Here is a 14,124-nt window from a genome sequence, read left to right as displayed (position 1 = left end):
GAGAATGGCTGAACGTCTCAGTAACGACTTCCAGTTCATCGATGTCGGGCGCAAAGATCCGAAGAAGAAACTGTTGCGTCAACGCAAGAAAGAGTTCGTGGAGATCTACGAACCCTTCAAACCCCAGCAGTCGGCCGACCAGGCCCACCGCTGCCTGGGTTGCGGTAACCCGTACTGTGAATGGAAATGCCCTGTGCATAACTTCATTCCCAACTGGCTCAAGCTGGTGTCAGAGGGCAACATCCTCGCCGCCGCCGAGCTGTCCCACCAGACCAACACCCTGCCGGAAGTCTGCGGCCGCGTGTGCCCGCAGGATCGTCTGTGCGAAGGTGCGTGCACCCTCAATGACGGCTTCGGCGCGGTGACCATCGGTTCGGTCGAGAAGTACATCACCGACACCGCCTTCGCCATGGGCTGGCGTCCGGACATGTCCCGCGTTGTACCGACGGGCAAGCGCGTGGCGATCATCGGTGCAGGCCCGGCGGGCCTGGGCTGCGCCGACGTGCTGGTGCGTGGCGGCGTGACCCCGGTGGTGTTCGACAAGAACCCGGAAATCGGTGGTCTGCTGACCTTCGGTATTCCTGAGTTCAAGCTCGAGAAGAGCGTGCTGAGCAACCGCCGCGAAGTCTTCACCGGCATGGGTATCGAGTTCCGCCTCAATACCGAAGTCGGCAAGGACATCAGCGTCGAGCAACTGCTGACCGAGTTCGATGCCGTGTTCATGGGCATGGGCACCTACACCTACATGAAAGGTGGTTTCCCGGGCGAAGACCTGCCGGGCGTGCACGATGCGCTGGATTTCCTGATCGCCAACGTCAACCGCAACCTGGGCTTTGAAAAGTCGCCGGAAGATTTCGTCGACATGAAAGGCAAGAAGGTCGTGGTGCTGGGCGGTGGTGACACCGCGATGGACTGCAACCGCACCTCGATCCGTCAGGGCGCCAAGGCTGTGACCTGCGCCTATCGTCGCGACGAAGAAAACATGCCGGGTTCGCGCAAGGAAGTGAAGAACGCCAAGGAAGAAGGCGTGAAGTTCCTCTACAACCGCCAGCCAATCGCCATCGTCGGTGAAGACAAGGTCGAAGGCGTGAAGGTGGTCGAGACGCGTCTGGGCGAACCCGATGCCCGCGGCCGCCGCAGCCCCGAGCCGATTCCGGGTTCCGAAGAGATCATCCCGGCCGATGCCGTGGTCATCGCGTTCGGCTTCCGCCCAAGCCCGGCTCCGTGGTTCGAGCAGTACGGCATCGAGATGGACAGCCAGGGCCGCGTCGTGGCGCCCGAGCAAGGCAAGTTCAAGCACCAGACCAGCAACCCGAAGATCTTCGCAGGCGGCGACATGGTCCGCGGTTCGGACCTGGTAGTGACCGCGATCTTCGAAGGCCGCAATGCGGCTGAAGGCATCCTGGACTACCTGGGCGTCTGATTTTCGACTCGGAAAACGGTTCAAACTGTGGGAGCGAGCTTGCTCGCGAAGGCGTCGGGTCATTCAACATGGATTTTGAATGTCAGGCCCCCTTCGTGAGCAAGCTCACTCCCACAGTTGTTTTGCGGCGTTGCTCATATGGTAATTCTCTGCGACAAATCGCCCCCATAGACAAAAGGCACGGTACTTACCGTGCCTTTTGCGTTGGTGTCTGAGAAAATGCGCGCACTTTTTTAGCGGATTTCGCCATGACTGCCCTGAAGAACGACCGTTTCCTTCGCGCCCTGCTCAAGCAACCCGTAGACGTCACCCCCGTGTGGATGATGCGTCAGGCCGGTCGCTACCTCCCGGAATACCGCGCCAGCCGCGCCAAGGCCGGGGATTTCATGAGCCTGTGCAAGAACCCGGAGTTCGCCTGCGAAGTCACGTTGCAGCCCCTTGAGCGCTATCCACTGGATGCCGCGATCCTGTTCTCCGACATTCTCACCGTTCCCGATGCCATGGGCCTTGGCCTGTACTTCGAGACCGGCGAAGGCCCGCGTTTCAAGAAAACCGTCACCACCCTGGCCGACATCGAAGCGCTGCCGATCCCGGATGCGCAGAAAGACCTGGGCTACGTGATGGACGCGGTCAGTACCATTCGCCGTGAACTCAACGGCCGCGTACCGCTGATCGGCTTCTCCGGCAGCCCCTGGACCCTGGCGACCTACATGGTCGAAGGCGGCTCCTCCAAGGACTTCCGCAAGTCCAAGGCCATGCTCTACGACAACCCGCAGGCGATGCACCTGCTGCTGGATAAACTGGCGCAATCGGTCACCTCTTACCTGAACGGCCAGATCCTGGCGGGTGCGCAAGCGGTGCAGATCTTCGACAGCTGGGGCGGCAGCCTCTCGGCGGCGGCGTACCAGGAATTCTCCCTGGCCTACATGCGCAAGATCGTCAGCGGCCTGATCCGCGAACACGACGGCCGCAAGGTCCCGGTGATCCTCTTCACCAAAGGCGGCGGCCTGTGGCTGGAAAGCATCGCCGACGCTGGCGCCGACGCACTGGGCCTGGACTGGACCTGCGACATCGGCGAAGCCCGCCGCCGCGTCGGCAGCAAGGTCGCCCTGCAAGGCAACATGGACCCCACCGTTCTTTACGCCCGCCCGGAAGCCATCCGTCAGGAAGTCTCCCACATCCTGGCCAGCTACGGCAGCGGCACCGGCCACGTCTTCAACCTCGGCCACGGCATCACCCCCGAAGTGGACCCGGCCAATGCCGGTGCCTTCATCGAGGCTGTGCACGAGTTGTCGGCGAAGTATCACCAGTAAGCGCTAAAGCTCAGATGTGAAAACGCCCGGTCATTGCCGGGCGTTTTTGTGTCTGCGTGTTCCACGTCTGGGCGCTCAGGTGGTCGGTAACTTCGCTGTCAACATTTGGCGAATGTCCTCTCAAATTAGCGGGAAGCATTCCTACATCAAAAAAAAATGATGCGCATAGACTTGGTCAGGTCGTTCACGGACGGACGCCTAAGAATTCAGACAGGATGAATGAATGATGTCGAAGCTCACCATTGCGTCACTTGGAGTCACCTCTCTTGCCATTTTAGCTACGCTGGCATCGCCTCGATATGCCGCTGCCCACGGTTATCTGAATGACCCTCCTTCCCGGGCATTGCTCTGTCAGAAGGGGCTCAACAAGGAGTGCGGGGGTGCCCAGTACGAGCCGCAAAGCGTAGGTGAAACGGACAAGGGCTTTCCCGCCACGGGCGTGCCCGACGGCAAGATCGCCAGCGGCGCGATTTCCAGGTTTGCAGCGCTGGATGTCCAGTCCGCCACCCGCTGGCACAAGACCGAAATCAAGGATCGCAGCGTCGCCTTTGACTGGTATTACAAGGCGACTCACCCTGCTACCAAGTACGAATACTTCATCACCCAGAACGGCTGGAATCCCAACGCCGAACTGGCACGCAGCTCGTTCGCCCTTACCCCTTTCTGTGTCATCGATGCGGGTGGCCGCTTACCCACGGATCAGCCGCCGGGCAGCGAGGGGCCTGCCCGGGAGAAACACAGCTGTGAACTACCCTCGGATCGCAGCGGCCATCACGTCATCCTCGGTATCTGGACCGTCCATGACACGGGAGGCGCGTTTCATAACGTGCTCGATGTGAACATTGTCGCCGAGGCGGAGGCGCCGGATGGCTGGAGACCGGTGGGCAACATCACGCCTCGGGATGAATTGTGGGTCGGTGACAAGGTCAAGGTCCGGGCCATGACCGGTGAGGGCGAGAGCGCCGAGTTCAGCTCGCAGATCACCATCGCCAGCGCAGAAGACGGCAAGCCCGGGAACTGGTCATTCAACCTTGCGCGGCAACTCAATGAAGCGCACACACTGGTACGGGCAGGCGTGCGGGGCGAAGACGGCACCATCGCTCCTGTCAGGGGCGCGAACAACCTCTACGCCAAACAGGAAAGCGGCGTGAACCGGTATGAACTGCAGATGGATCTGGTGGAGGATGCCCAGGCCCAACTGAACATCCAGCCCGTCAGCCAGGACCTGGAGCTGGTCAAGGGACGAGCAACGCTGCCACTGGTCGTGACCGGCAACCGCAGCATGAACATCGAAGCCACGGTTTTCGATGCTTCACACAAACCTGTCGGTGCTGTCACCCGTGCGTTCGAACCTGGCAGCGCGACGCTCGACATTGCCTTGCTCAGCGAGCCGGGCCAGCACCAGATCAAGCTGACCGGGGTCACCCCAGACGGGCGTACCACGCGCCAGGCTCTGGAGAATCTCACCCTGACCGGCGAAGGTGGTGGCCAGGAATACGACGCGGTTTACCCGCAAGACATCGATACCTACACCGCCGGCACCACTGTCCTGCAGCCGGCCGACGGCAAGGTCTACGAGTGCCAGCCGTTCCCTGCATCGGGCTGGTGCAAGCAAAGCCCTCATCACTATGGTCCCGGAACAGGCTCCGACTGGCAGGATGCCTGGAAACTGAAGTAGGGATCGGCGGTTACGAGCAAGGCCCGGCGGTGTGACTAAGCCTGAATGTTCACCGCCAACGGCTTCACCTTCGTAAGCTTCAGCGCTGCACCCAGGGCCACCAGCAGCAGGATGCCGATGAACACGCCGATCCCGTTCCAGCCCGCGTAGTGCCAGAACATGCCACCGCCGGTGCCGGCGACGCTGGAGCCGACGTAGTAGCTGAACAGGTACAGCGAGGAGGCCTGACCCTTGGCCTTGATGGCGCGGCGGCCGATCCAGCTGCTGGCCACGGAGTGGGCGCCGAAGAAGCCGAAGGTGAACATCAGCACGCCTATGACCACGACGGTCAACGGAGTGAACATCGTCAGCGCAAGGCCCGCCAGCATCAGCACGATCACCGCCCACAGCACGTTGCGACGGCCGAGTTTGTCGGCCAGGGCGCCGATTTTCGCCGAGCTGTAGATGCCCGACAGGTAGACCACCGAAAACAGCCCGACCACTGCCTGGCTGAGGTTGTAGGGATCAGCCAGCAGCCGATAACCGATGTAGTTGAACAGCGTCACGAAGGCGCCCATCAGCAGGAAGCCTTCGAGGAACAGCCACGGCAGGCCGGCGTCGCGAAATTGCAGGACGAAGCCGTCCAGCAGGCTGCGGGCATTGAGCGGGCGAGGGCGGAAGTTGCGTGACGGCGGCAGGAATTTCCAGAACAGGCTGGCAGCGCCCAGGGCGATCAGGCCCATGATCATGAGTGAGGTGTGCCAACTGACGAAGTCGCTCAGCACCCCGGTAATCAAGCGTCCGCTCATGCCGCCGATGGCGTTGCCGCCGATGTACAGGCCCATGGCCAGGCCGATGTGCTGGGGGTGGATCTCTTCGCTGAGGTAGGTCATTCCCACGGCGGCCAGGCCGCTCAGCGAAAGCCCCACCAGCGCCCGTGTGAGCAGGATGCCTTCCCAGGTCGGCATGAAGGCGCTGGCGATGGTGAAAAATGCGGCGGAGAACAGCGCGAACACCATCACCGATTTGCGTCCGATACGATCGGAAATCGGGCCGGTGATGAGCAGGCCGATGGCGAGCATGGCAGTGGCCACCGAGAGGATCAGGCTGCTCTGGGCCGCATTGATCGAGAACTCGTGGGACAGCATCGGCATCATCGGCTGCACGCAGTAGAGCAGGGCAAAAGTCGCGAAGCCGCCGGCAAACAGCGCGAGCACGGTGCGCATGAAGGCCGGGGTGTCTTTTTCGATGTAGGTATCACCCAGCGGTATGGCGGCGTTGATCGAGTCAGGCGCAGACGCGGCGGGGGATGCAGCAGTATTCACGGAGAACCTCAGGGATGAAGCGGCGATGAGAAAAAGAATATAGCCAGCTAACGATTCCTTCCAATATATTGTTCGACCTGTTTGATAGGTTTCACGACCTAATAGGATTTCCATGGAATTACGACACCTGCGCTACTTCATCGCGGTCGCCGAAGAGCTGCACTTTGGCCGGGCTGCCGAGTCTCTCGGTATTTCGCAGCCACCGCTGAGCCAGCAGATTCAGGCGCTCGAACAGGAGTTAGGGGCACGGCTGTTCGAGCGAACCAACCGACGAGTGGAACTGAGCGAGGCAGGGCGGCTGTTTTTGGACGAAGCGCGTCTCGTGCTGGCGCAGGTGGAAAAAGCCTCGGACGTCGCCCGGCGCGCGCAGTTGGGTGAACTGGGCGAACTGAAGATCGGCTTTACCGCGTCGGCACCGTTCACCTCCAGCATTCCCCAGGCGATTTTTGCCTTTCGCCAACGCTATCCGGCCGTGCATCTGGCGCTTCAGGAAATGAGCAGCAAGGAAGTGGCCGATAGGCTGGAGGAGGAGTCGATGCAGGTCGGCATCATGCGGCCATTGCCCCTGCCGGATTCACTGGTGGCGGTGGAATTGTTGCGTGAGCCGTTGGTGGCGATTCTGCGTTCGGATCATCCATTGGCCACGGGCAGCGACAAGGGCCTGTACCTCAAGGAGCTGGCGAGCGAACCGTTCGTGTTCTTTCCGCGCAGCTACGGCAGTGGCCTGTATGCGCAGTTGCTGAGCTTGGCGCGAGAGGCGGGATTCAGCCCGTTGTTCACCCAGGAAGCGGGCGAGGCGATGACCATCATCGGCCTGGTGGCGGCTGGGCTGGGGGTGACGGTGCTGCCAGCGTCCTATCAGCGGATGCGTATCGAAGGGGTGGTCTACCGCACGTTGCTCGACCCCGAAGCGACCTCGGCGGTATGGCTGGTGCAGCGCAAGGATCAGAAATCACCCATGGCCAAGGCGTTCGTTGAACTGGTGACGCGCAAGGCGGGGTGAGGGTGCCCTACGTTATCGCGGTCATTTGGACGCCTTGCGCTGCAATGGGCTGACAATGTATTTCAACTCGCCACCCTCAAGCGTGAGCCGGAAAATGCCTTCGGAGGCGTAGTCGACCCGCCAGCGCTCATCCAGGGCGCGGCCATGGGGCAGCAGTTGCACGCCGGGGTAGTCGAAGCGCACTTCCTCTTCGGACGTCAGCGCGAACAGCACAGCCGCGAACAGCTCGCGGGCTTCAGGGTTGGGCGGCAAACCATCGGCCTTCCAGGTTTCTTCGTGCAATAGCTGGCGGGCTACCGGCATGCCCAGCGGGTCCGTGAGGGAAAAGCGCAGGCCGTGGCGTTCTTTCTGCGCCTGCAGTGTCCAGTCCTGACGCTGGCCGGCCTGTTCGCGCTGCACGTGCAGTTGAACCGGGAACTTGATATGCGGGATTTGGGCAGGCAGCGGGGCGTGGCTGGCGCAGGCGCTCAGAAACAACATGCAAGCCACCAGCAGAGCGCGAATCATGGGGTGTCACCTTTGTAGAGTGTTCGCCGACAGGTTGATGTTGCCAAGCGGGGCCAGAGGTTTTTGCCAGCAGGCGCGGCCGGCCCATGAAGCCATTCCCGAGTGGCGGGCATTATCCTGATGCCAATGCGCAGAGGCAAACGCTGAAACAAATAGTGTGCTTACTTAAGATCTTTCCTACTGATACGGGGCAAAGGGATTACGATGCGTCGTGGGTGGCTTTGGAGCGGCTGGATCACATGTCCGCTCCAGTCGTCAGATTTTTCCATGATGCTCGCCCGACTTATCTCAATTGCCTAAACTCGGGACCATTCATCGGATCGCTCGGCGGTCCTCCACAGCAAGACGGCAACAGGGAGTTAAGAAATGCGGCGTGTGGTGTTCAATCAGAAAGGCGGCGTTGGCAAGTCGAGCATCGCCTGCAATCTGGCGGCGGTCAGCGCCAACGAGGGGTATCGGACCCTCTTGATCGACCTGGACGCTCAGGCCAACTCGACGCACTACCTCACGGGTCTTACCGGGGAAGACATCCCCATGGGCATTGCCGAATTCTTCAAGCAAAGCCTGTCATCGGGGCCGTTCGCCAAGAAGAACCAGGTGGATATCTACGAAACCCCGTTCGACAACCTGCATGTGGTCACCGCGACTGCGGAGCTTGCCGACCTTCAGCCCAAGCTTGAGGCCAAGCACAAGATCAACAAGCTGCGAAAACTGCTGGATGAACTGGACGAGGACTACGACCGTATCTACCTGGATACGCCGCCAGCCTTGAACTTCTACGCGGTTTCGGCATTGATCGCTGCTGATCGAGTGTTGATTCCCTTCGACTGCGACACCTTTTCCCGTCAGGCGCTGTATGGCCTGCTCAAGGAAATCGAGGAGCTCAAGGAAGATCACAACGAGGATCTGGAGGTGGAAGGCATTATCGTCAACCAGTTCCAGGCTCGCGCCAGCTTGCCCCAGCAGATGCTCGACGAACTGATGGCCGAAGGGCTGCCGGTGCTGCCGGTGTACCTCAACAGTTCGGTGAAGATGCGTGAGTCGCACCAGGCCAGCCTGCCGCTGATCCACCTGGACGCGCGGCACAAGCTGAGCCAGCAGTTCGTCGAGTTGCACCATCTGCTTGAGAGCAACACCGACCATTGATTGCGCCCATGTCGGCGGTGCGACAACACCGCCGACATGTGAACGGCGACTAGGCCGCCTTGCCTCCACGCATCGTCTTCATCAAGTGCCGGGCGTGGCTGCGGGCTTTTTCTGCCTGATCCCTGGGGATGTTGATCGCTGCCTGCATGTCTGCCTTGAGCTGGTCCTGGCTGGCGATCAGCCTGTGCTCGCCGAACGGGCAGCCACAGCACACCAGTTGATCGTGGGTGGCGATGGCCACCACCTGATCGATGAACGTCGGATTGCCTTGGGCGATGAAGCCGACCTGTCGGCAGGCGGCGCACCATACCGGGTCGCCGATGCGGGCCAGCCGGCGGTCCTCCCACGAAAGCGTCGCGGATGTCTGCAGCACAATGCCGCCGGTGGTGGTCGAGTCGCCTTCCCTGATTGCACATGTCATCGTTCGCAGCCTCGGATTAACCAGTGAGCTGCTAACCCTAGGCGCTGAAATCAGCCCGCGAAGGGCTGAAAAGCGCTTTCAGAAATGCCCTACCGCCAAAACAGGAAAGCACTGCAAGCCGTGCAGCAAAGGCTGTCAGATGCCCTGGCTTGCCAGCCAGGCGGTCAATTGAGGCAAGGGCATGGCACCGCTCTGACGCGCCACTTCGCGGCCATTCCTGAACAGGATCAGACTGGGAATCGAACGAATCCCCAATTGCGCTGACAGTTGCTGGTTGGCTTCGCTGTCCAGCTTGGCGAGGCGCACGCGCCCTTGCAGTTGAGCGGCGGCCTGTTCGAAGGTCGGCGCGAAGGATTTGCACGGCCCGCACCAGTCCGCCCACACGTCCACCAGCAATGGCAGGTCGCCCTTGATCTGGCTGGCGTAGTCGCCCTGGGTGAGGTTGAACGGCTTGCTCAGCAGCACCGGCTGTTTGCAGCGACCGCACTTGGGCGAATCGCCCAGACGGTCGGCAGGGATGCGATTCAGGCCGTTGCACTGAGGGCAGGGGATGACAAGGGGCTCGGACATGATGGTTACCGGAATAAGGGCGAATGAGCGGTAGATGGAGCCAGGGCGGCCGCATATCAAGTGTGGACCACGACTGTACCGCCAGCTTGCGCCGCTTCTGTTACTGGCTTGCTCGTGGCAATCGGCCTAGCCTGAGTTGCCAATAAAAACAGAGAGAACCTTATGCAAACCCTCGGTGTTCTGGGCGGAATGAGTTGGGAATCCACCGCGACGTATTACAAATGGCTCAACGAAGGCGTCCGCAATCGCTTGGGAGGCCTGCACTCGGCGCCGTTGCTGCTGCACTCGGTGGATTTCGCCGGCATCGCCGCGCTGCAGAAATCCGGCCAGTGGGACCTGGCAGGCGAACGACTGGCCGAGGCTTCCCGGGGTCTCGAACGCGCCGGTGCCGGCGCGATCCTGCTGGCGACGAACACCATGCATAAGGTGGCGGCAGCCATCGAGTCTGCCGTCGACATCCCCCTGCTGCACATCGGCGACGCCGTCGGCCAGGCGCTACAGGCCAGGGACGTCACCCGCGCCGCGCTACTGGGCACCCGCTTCACCATGCAGGAAGACTTCTACAAGCGCCGCCTGGCTGACCGCTTCGGCATCGAAACGCTGCTGCCCAGCCTCGACGCCATGGCCGAAATCGACCGCGTGATCTTCGCCGAACTGTGCCTGGGCCAATTCCACCAACCCGCCCGCGACTTCTACCTGGGCGTGCTAGAGCAACTGCGCGACCAGGGTGCCCAGGCCGCCATTCTGGGCTGCACCGAAATCGGCCTGCTGCTGGAAGGCGTGCAAAGCCCGCTGCCGCTGGTGGACAGCACTCAGGAGCATGTGGAGATGGGGTTGGGGTGGTTGTTGGGGAGTTGATTCAGCCAATTCCCACAAGGCTGGATGACGTTTCGCATTGGATGGTCTTTCGCAGCTGATTAGGCTGGACGCTTATCCTCGCTCATCGCAAAGGCCGGTGTCGGGTGCTACTTTTGTAGCACTGTCAGGTGAGGCAATGGCTATGGTCGAAAAGAGAAAGACGATGACGATGAACTCCACTATTCGCAGGCAAGGCGGGGCGGCGGTAATGACCATTCCTCCTGCTTTTCTCAGACTACTGGATCTGGATATAGGGTCTCAGGTCGAACTGAGCGTTGAAGCGGGCGGACTGATCGCTAAGCCAGTCCCTCAGATGGTCAGGAAGCGCTACTCGGCTGCAGAGTTGTTGAAAGGTGCCGAGCATGTCGCCGAACTCAATAGCGAAACCGCCTGGGCAAGGGAAGGCGACCCGATCGGACGGGAAATCATCTAATGGTTCGTCGCAAGGCACCTTCTCAAGGCGATATCTATTGGATTGATCCGAATCCGGTGGCGGGTCGGGAAATGAAAGATCGACATCGATATATCGTCATCACCTCTCGGCAAATCAATGAGCTTGGGGTTTGCATGGCGGTTCCCGTAACAAGCGGTGGAGCATTTTCCCGCGAGGCTGGGCTTTGCGTGGTGATTTCAGGGCATGAGACCAATGGCGTAGCGGTTTGTAATCAGGTTCGAACCTTTGATATTGAGTATCGGGTACGAAACGGATCGGCCAGGTTCATCGAGAACCTCGATCGCGCGACAACTAATGAAGTCGTATCGAGAGTTTTGAGCGTGATTGATCTTCAGGATTAGCCATTAACCAGACGTTTGTGCCTCATTTCACATTTCGTTTAATTTTTTACCGTTTCACCCAAGCGTCAGCGGCAATCCGCGACGTTCACCATTTTTCAATTTATCACCCCTTCCCTCCAGAATCATTGCGCTTACCTCCAGCGTCTGCGGCGCTTTATCCGAAAGAGAGGCCCGTTCGCCCAGCTAGTCACCAACCAGCACCACGCCTAGCTTCCCGCGCTGAGGGGGCGTTTATCCGGACCTGATGCATCGGCCCCTGTCATCTCATTGCCAGGGAGTCGCCAATGATCAGTCAGATACAAGCCGCCGCCGCGACGGTTGTCGCCAGGATGTCAGGCACCGCCGTTACACCGCCTCAGGAGCAGGAGAGCAACCAGCCCGCTGTGGACAAAACCGCCAAGCCGTCAACCGACAAGACGAGTTTTTCGACGCTGGCCAATCAGTTGAACGAAAGCACCGCCCGTGCCGCGAAGCGTGAGGCACAGATGACTCACGATGACCTGGGCAAGTACGGGGTGGGGCGGGTCAATGAGTTTCTGCAGGAGACCAAGACCGCCAACAGTTTTACCCGGGCGATGGAAGTGCCGAACACCAAGGATCCCGAACTGCTGGACCGCGCCCGCAAGGCCAGCGAGTTTGTGTCCAGAACCATCGCAGGTGACAAGCATGCGACGAGTCCCTTCGACAATTTGTCCCGTGAGCAGTTGAACGTGGTCGTGTACGACGACAGCGGCATGTTCACCCAGAATGAGCGGCGGGCGGCGTGGCATGTGGTGCAGAAGATGGACGACGCCTGGCAGAAGGTCGCGATTGCCGAGGGGACCATCGAGCAGGTACGAACCGGCAAAGCGTCTAAGTTCTATCGGGAGGCGTTGAGTTATTACCAGTCTTTGCCGGCTATCGAGAAGGCGGTGGGGTATCCGAAAAATGCCGAGGCGGTTCTGCGTGACAGGATCAAAAACGACCCGACCTTACCCGGGCTGCCCGGCGTGCCGAGTCGTCAGGCGCCGGACCGCAAGCTGACGCTGTATGACATTCTCGCTGGAGTCGTTGACACCAAACAGGAGAAATCCAGCCTGGTGAACTCCGCGTACAGCAAGAAATTCAGCCCGAGGACTTCCCCCGTGCCAGTGACCTGGACCGAGGCCTACATGAAAAAACGTGAAGCGAGGTCGGCCCAGGCTGCTGCCGTCGCGGGCGCAGCACCAGCGCAGAAGGCTCCGGACGCCACGCCTGCGCCGGCTGCCCCAGGTCCGTAGCAGTCTGAACACAACCCCCTAACACCGCCAAACCTGTAGGAGCGCGCTTGCCCGCGACGGTGTCGGTACAGACACTGCAGTGGCGCCTGACCTGGCCCTGTCGCGGGCAAGCGCGCTCCTACGGGAATGGGTGTATGTCACCCGTAGCAGCACGGCTTGCCGGCGGGGACGATTTTGAGGGCGCTTCCGCCGGCAAGCCGTGCTGCTACTGTGGGCGTGTTGAACCAAATCCCCTAACACCGCAATACCTGTAGGAGCGCGCTTGCCCGCGATGGCGTCGGTACAGACATTGCAGCGGCGCCTGACCTGGCCCTGTCGCGGGCAAGCGCGCTCCTAAGGGGTTTGGTGTCGGTCATCCGTAGCGGCACGGCGTTTGGTGCTCACGACGAACAACTGATCTCCAGATGCTTGCCCCAATCCGGTGGCCGCTGTGCATAACTGTCCATTTCTGGATGTTCTTCGAACGGGCGGGTCAGGACTTGATGCAGGCGGCGCACTTCGCTGTAGTCGCCTTGTTCGGCGGCTTCGATGGCGCGTTGGGCCAGGTAGTTGCGCAGCACGTAGAGCGGATTGACCGCGTGCATGCGGGTGCGGCGTTCGTCCTGGGTGGTCTGGGGTTCGCGGGCGATGCGTGCCAGGTAGGCTTGCCCCCAGGCATCGAAGCCCAGCATGTCGACGAAGTCATCGCGCAGGCGGCTGACGGCAACATCGGCGGACTCTTCACCCAGTCGGCGGAAGAACAGACTGTAGTCCACGCCGCTGTTCTGCATCAGTTGCAGCAGGCGGGCGATCAGGTCGGCGTCGTCGTCTTCGGCGGTGGTCAGGCCCAGGCGGCGGCGCATCAGGTCCAGATAGTGGGCCTGGTAAAGCGGCAGAAACATCCCGAGTGCTTCGCGCAGCGGTTCGACCTCGACGAAAGGCGTCAGCGCCTGGGCCAGTGCGCTGAGGTTCCACTGGCCGATGGGCACCTGATTGCTGAAGGAGTAGCGGCCTTCGTGGTCGGAATGGTTGCAGACGAAATGCTGGTCGAAGTCGTCCAGAAACGCGAACGGGCCGAAATCGAAGGTGATGCCCAGAATCGACATGTTGTCGGTGTTCATCACGCCGTGGCAGAAGCCGTAGGCTTGCCATTTGGCGATCATTTCCGCCTGGCGCTCGACGATCACCCGGAACATCGCCAGATACGGCTCGGGCTGTTCCATGCACTCGGCGTAGTGCAGCGACAGCACGTGGTCGGCCAGTTCTTTGAGCTGCTCGTGCTGCTTGGTGTAGAAAAAGTATTCGAAGCTGCCAAAACGCACGTGGCTCTTGGCCAGGCGCAGAACCATGGCCGCGCGTTCCTGGGTTTCGCGCCACACCAGCGTACTGGAGCCGATCACGCAGGCGGCCCGGCTGGTGGCGATACCCAGTGCATGCAGCGCCTCGGAGGCCAGAAATTCGCGGATCGAAGAGCGCAATACGGCCCGGCCATCGCCCATGCGCGAATAGGGCGTTTGCCCCGCACCCTTCAGATGCAGGTCCCAATGCTCGCCCGCCTCGTTGTACACCTCGCCCAGCAGCAAGCCTCGGCCATCGCCCAGGCGCGGGTTGTAGGAGCCGAACTGGTGGCCCGAATAGACCATCGCCCGCGGATCGGCCTCGGCCCACAGCTTGTGGCCACTGAACAGCTCGGCGAACACCGGCTCTTCGGCCTGGGCAGGGTCCAGGTCCAGCAACGCCAGTGCCGCGTCGCTGGCGACCACCAGCCGCGGTTCGGCGATGGGCTCGGGCAGCACGGACGTGGAAAAACTGTCGCCCAGGCGGGCGAAGCGGTTATCGAAGGTCAGTTCGTCGAGGGCTTTCAAGGG

14 protein-coding genes are annotated in these 14,124 nt (G+C 61.0%); 9 read left to right on the top strand and 5 right to left on the bottom strand.

Annotation, left to right across the window (positions count from 1 at the left end):
* Positions 1-4: 4 nt before the first annotated feature.
* From ACIPOO_RS08095 to ACIPOO_RS08085, 3 genes are all read left to right on the top strand, one after another.
* On the top strand, positions 5-1,423 hold the full coding sequence (locus ACIPOO_RS08095) for an FAD-dependent oxidoreductase (protein WP_274131798.1): 1,419 nt from the start codon (positions 5-7) through the stop codon (positions 1,421-1,423).
* Positions 1,424-1,671: 248 nt separating this feature from the next.
* On the top strand, positions 1,672-2,736 hold the full coding sequence (gene hemE / locus ACIPOO_RS08090; RefSeq protein WP_400605746.1) for a uroporphyrinogen decarboxylase: 1,065 nt from the start codon (positions 1,672-1,674) through the stop codon (positions 2,734-2,736).
* A 226-nt stretch (positions 2,737-2,962) separates the two neighbouring features.
* Complete coding sequence (locus tag ACIPOO_RS08085) at positions 2,963-4,414, top strand: lytic polysaccharide monooxygenase (RefSeq protein ID WP_400605744.1); 1,452 nt, start codon at positions 2,963-2,965, stop codon at positions 4,412-4,414.
* A gap of 35 nt (positions 4,415-4,449) precedes the next feature.
* Here the strand turns inward: ACIPOO_RS08085 and ACIPOO_RS08080 are convergent, their stop codons facing one another.
* Positions 4,450-5,619, bottom strand: a complete 1,170-nt coding sequence (locus ACIPOO_RS08080) for an MFS transporter (RefSeq protein WP_400606337.1) — start codon at positions 5,617-5,619, stop codon at positions 4,450-4,452.
* Between the two features lie 211 nt (positions 5,620-5,830).
* Between ACIPOO_RS08080 and ACIPOO_RS08075 the strand changes: the two genes are divergently transcribed.
* Positions 5,831-6,721, top strand: coding sequence for a LysR substrate-binding domain-containing protein (locus ACIPOO_RS08075; protein ID WP_400605742.1), 891 nt, complete (start codon positions 5,831-5,833; stop codon positions 6,719-6,721).
* Positions 6,722-6,742: 21 nt separating this feature from the next.
* Here the strand turns inward: ACIPOO_RS08075 and ACIPOO_RS08070 are convergent, their stop codons facing one another.
* Positions 6,743-7,228: a hypothetical protein gene (locus tag ACIPOO_RS08070; RefSeq protein ID WP_400605740.1), complete on the bottom strand. Its 486-nt coding sequence runs from the start codon at positions 7,226-7,228 to the stop codon at positions 6,743-6,745.
* Between the two features lie 366 nt (positions 7,229-7,594).
* Here ACIPOO_RS08070 and ACIPOO_RS08065 point away from each other — a divergent pair, with 366 nt between their 5' ends.
* On the top strand, positions 7,595-8,374 hold the full coding sequence (locus ACIPOO_RS08065; RefSeq protein ID WP_400605738.1) for a ParA family protein: 780 nt from the start codon (positions 7,595-7,597) through the stop codon (positions 8,372-8,374).
* Between the two features lie 49 nt (positions 8,375-8,423).
* On the opposite strand, the gene ACIPOO_RS08060 is transcribed toward ACIPOO_RS08065, so the two are convergent.
* Positions 8,424-8,795, bottom strand: coding sequence for a PAAR domain-containing protein (locus tag ACIPOO_RS08060; protein ID WP_400605736.1), 372 nt, complete (start codon positions 8,793-8,795; stop codon positions 8,424-8,426).
* A 135-nt stretch (positions 8,796-8,930) separates the two neighbouring features.
* Positions 8,931-9,365 carry a thioredoxin TrxC gene (gene trxC / locus ACIPOO_RS08055; protein WP_400605734.1) on the bottom strand — a complete coding sequence of 145 codons (435 nt, stop codon included), beginning with the start codon at positions 9,363-9,365 and terminating at the stop codon, positions 8,931-8,933.
* Between the two features lie 162 nt (positions 9,366-9,527).
* On the opposite strand from trxC, the gene ACIPOO_RS08050 reads away from it, so the two are divergent.
* From ACIPOO_RS08050 to ACIPOO_RS08035, 4 genes are all read left to right on the top strand, one after another.
* Complete coding sequence (locus ACIPOO_RS08050; RefSeq protein WP_274131784.1) at positions 9,528-10,223, top strand: aspartate/glutamate racemase family protein; 696 nt, start codon at positions 9,528-9,530, stop codon at positions 10,221-10,223.
* 136 nt (positions 10,224-10,359) lie between these two features.
* On the top strand, positions 10,360-10,656 hold the full coding sequence (locus ACIPOO_RS08045) for an AbrB/MazE/SpoVT family DNA-binding domain-containing protein (protein ID WP_400605732.1): 297 nt from the start codon (positions 10,360-10,362) through the stop codon (positions 10,654-10,656).
* Complete coding sequence (locus tag ACIPOO_RS08040; RefSeq protein WP_400605730.1) at positions 10,656-11,018, top strand: type II toxin-antitoxin system PemK/MazF family toxin; 363 nt, start codon at positions 10,656-10,658, stop codon at positions 11,016-11,018. The genes ACIPOO_RS08045 and ACIPOO_RS08040 overlap by 1 nt, the downstream gene beginning before the upstream one ends.
* Before the next feature lie 284 nt (positions 11,019-11,302).
* Positions 11,303-12,277 carry a hypothetical protein gene (locus ACIPOO_RS08035; protein ID WP_400605728.1) on the top strand — a complete coding sequence of 325 codons (975 nt, stop codon included), beginning with the start codon at positions 11,303-11,305 and terminating at the stop codon, positions 12,275-12,277.
* A 380-nt stretch (positions 12,278-12,657) separates the two neighbouring features.
* Here the strand turns inward: ACIPOO_RS08035 and selO are convergent, their stop codons facing one another.
* Positions 12,658-14,121 (bottom strand): protein adenylyltransferase SelO, encoded by a 1,464-nt coding sequence (gene selO, locus ACIPOO_RS08030; protein ID WP_400605726.1) that lies wholly within the window; start codon positions 14,119-14,121, stop codon positions 12,658-12,660.
* Positions 14,122-14,124 lie beyond the last annotated feature (3 nt).

This window comes from Pseudomonas sp. NPDC090201 (assembly GCF_044746825.1).
Classification (GTDB): domain Bacteria; phylum Pseudomonadota; class Gammaproteobacteria; order Pseudomonadales; family Pseudomonadaceae; genus Aquipseudomonas; species Aquipseudomonas putida_AD.
Note: the sequence above shows the minus strand (reverse complement) of the source record. Positions and strands in the feature narration are given on the sequence as shown.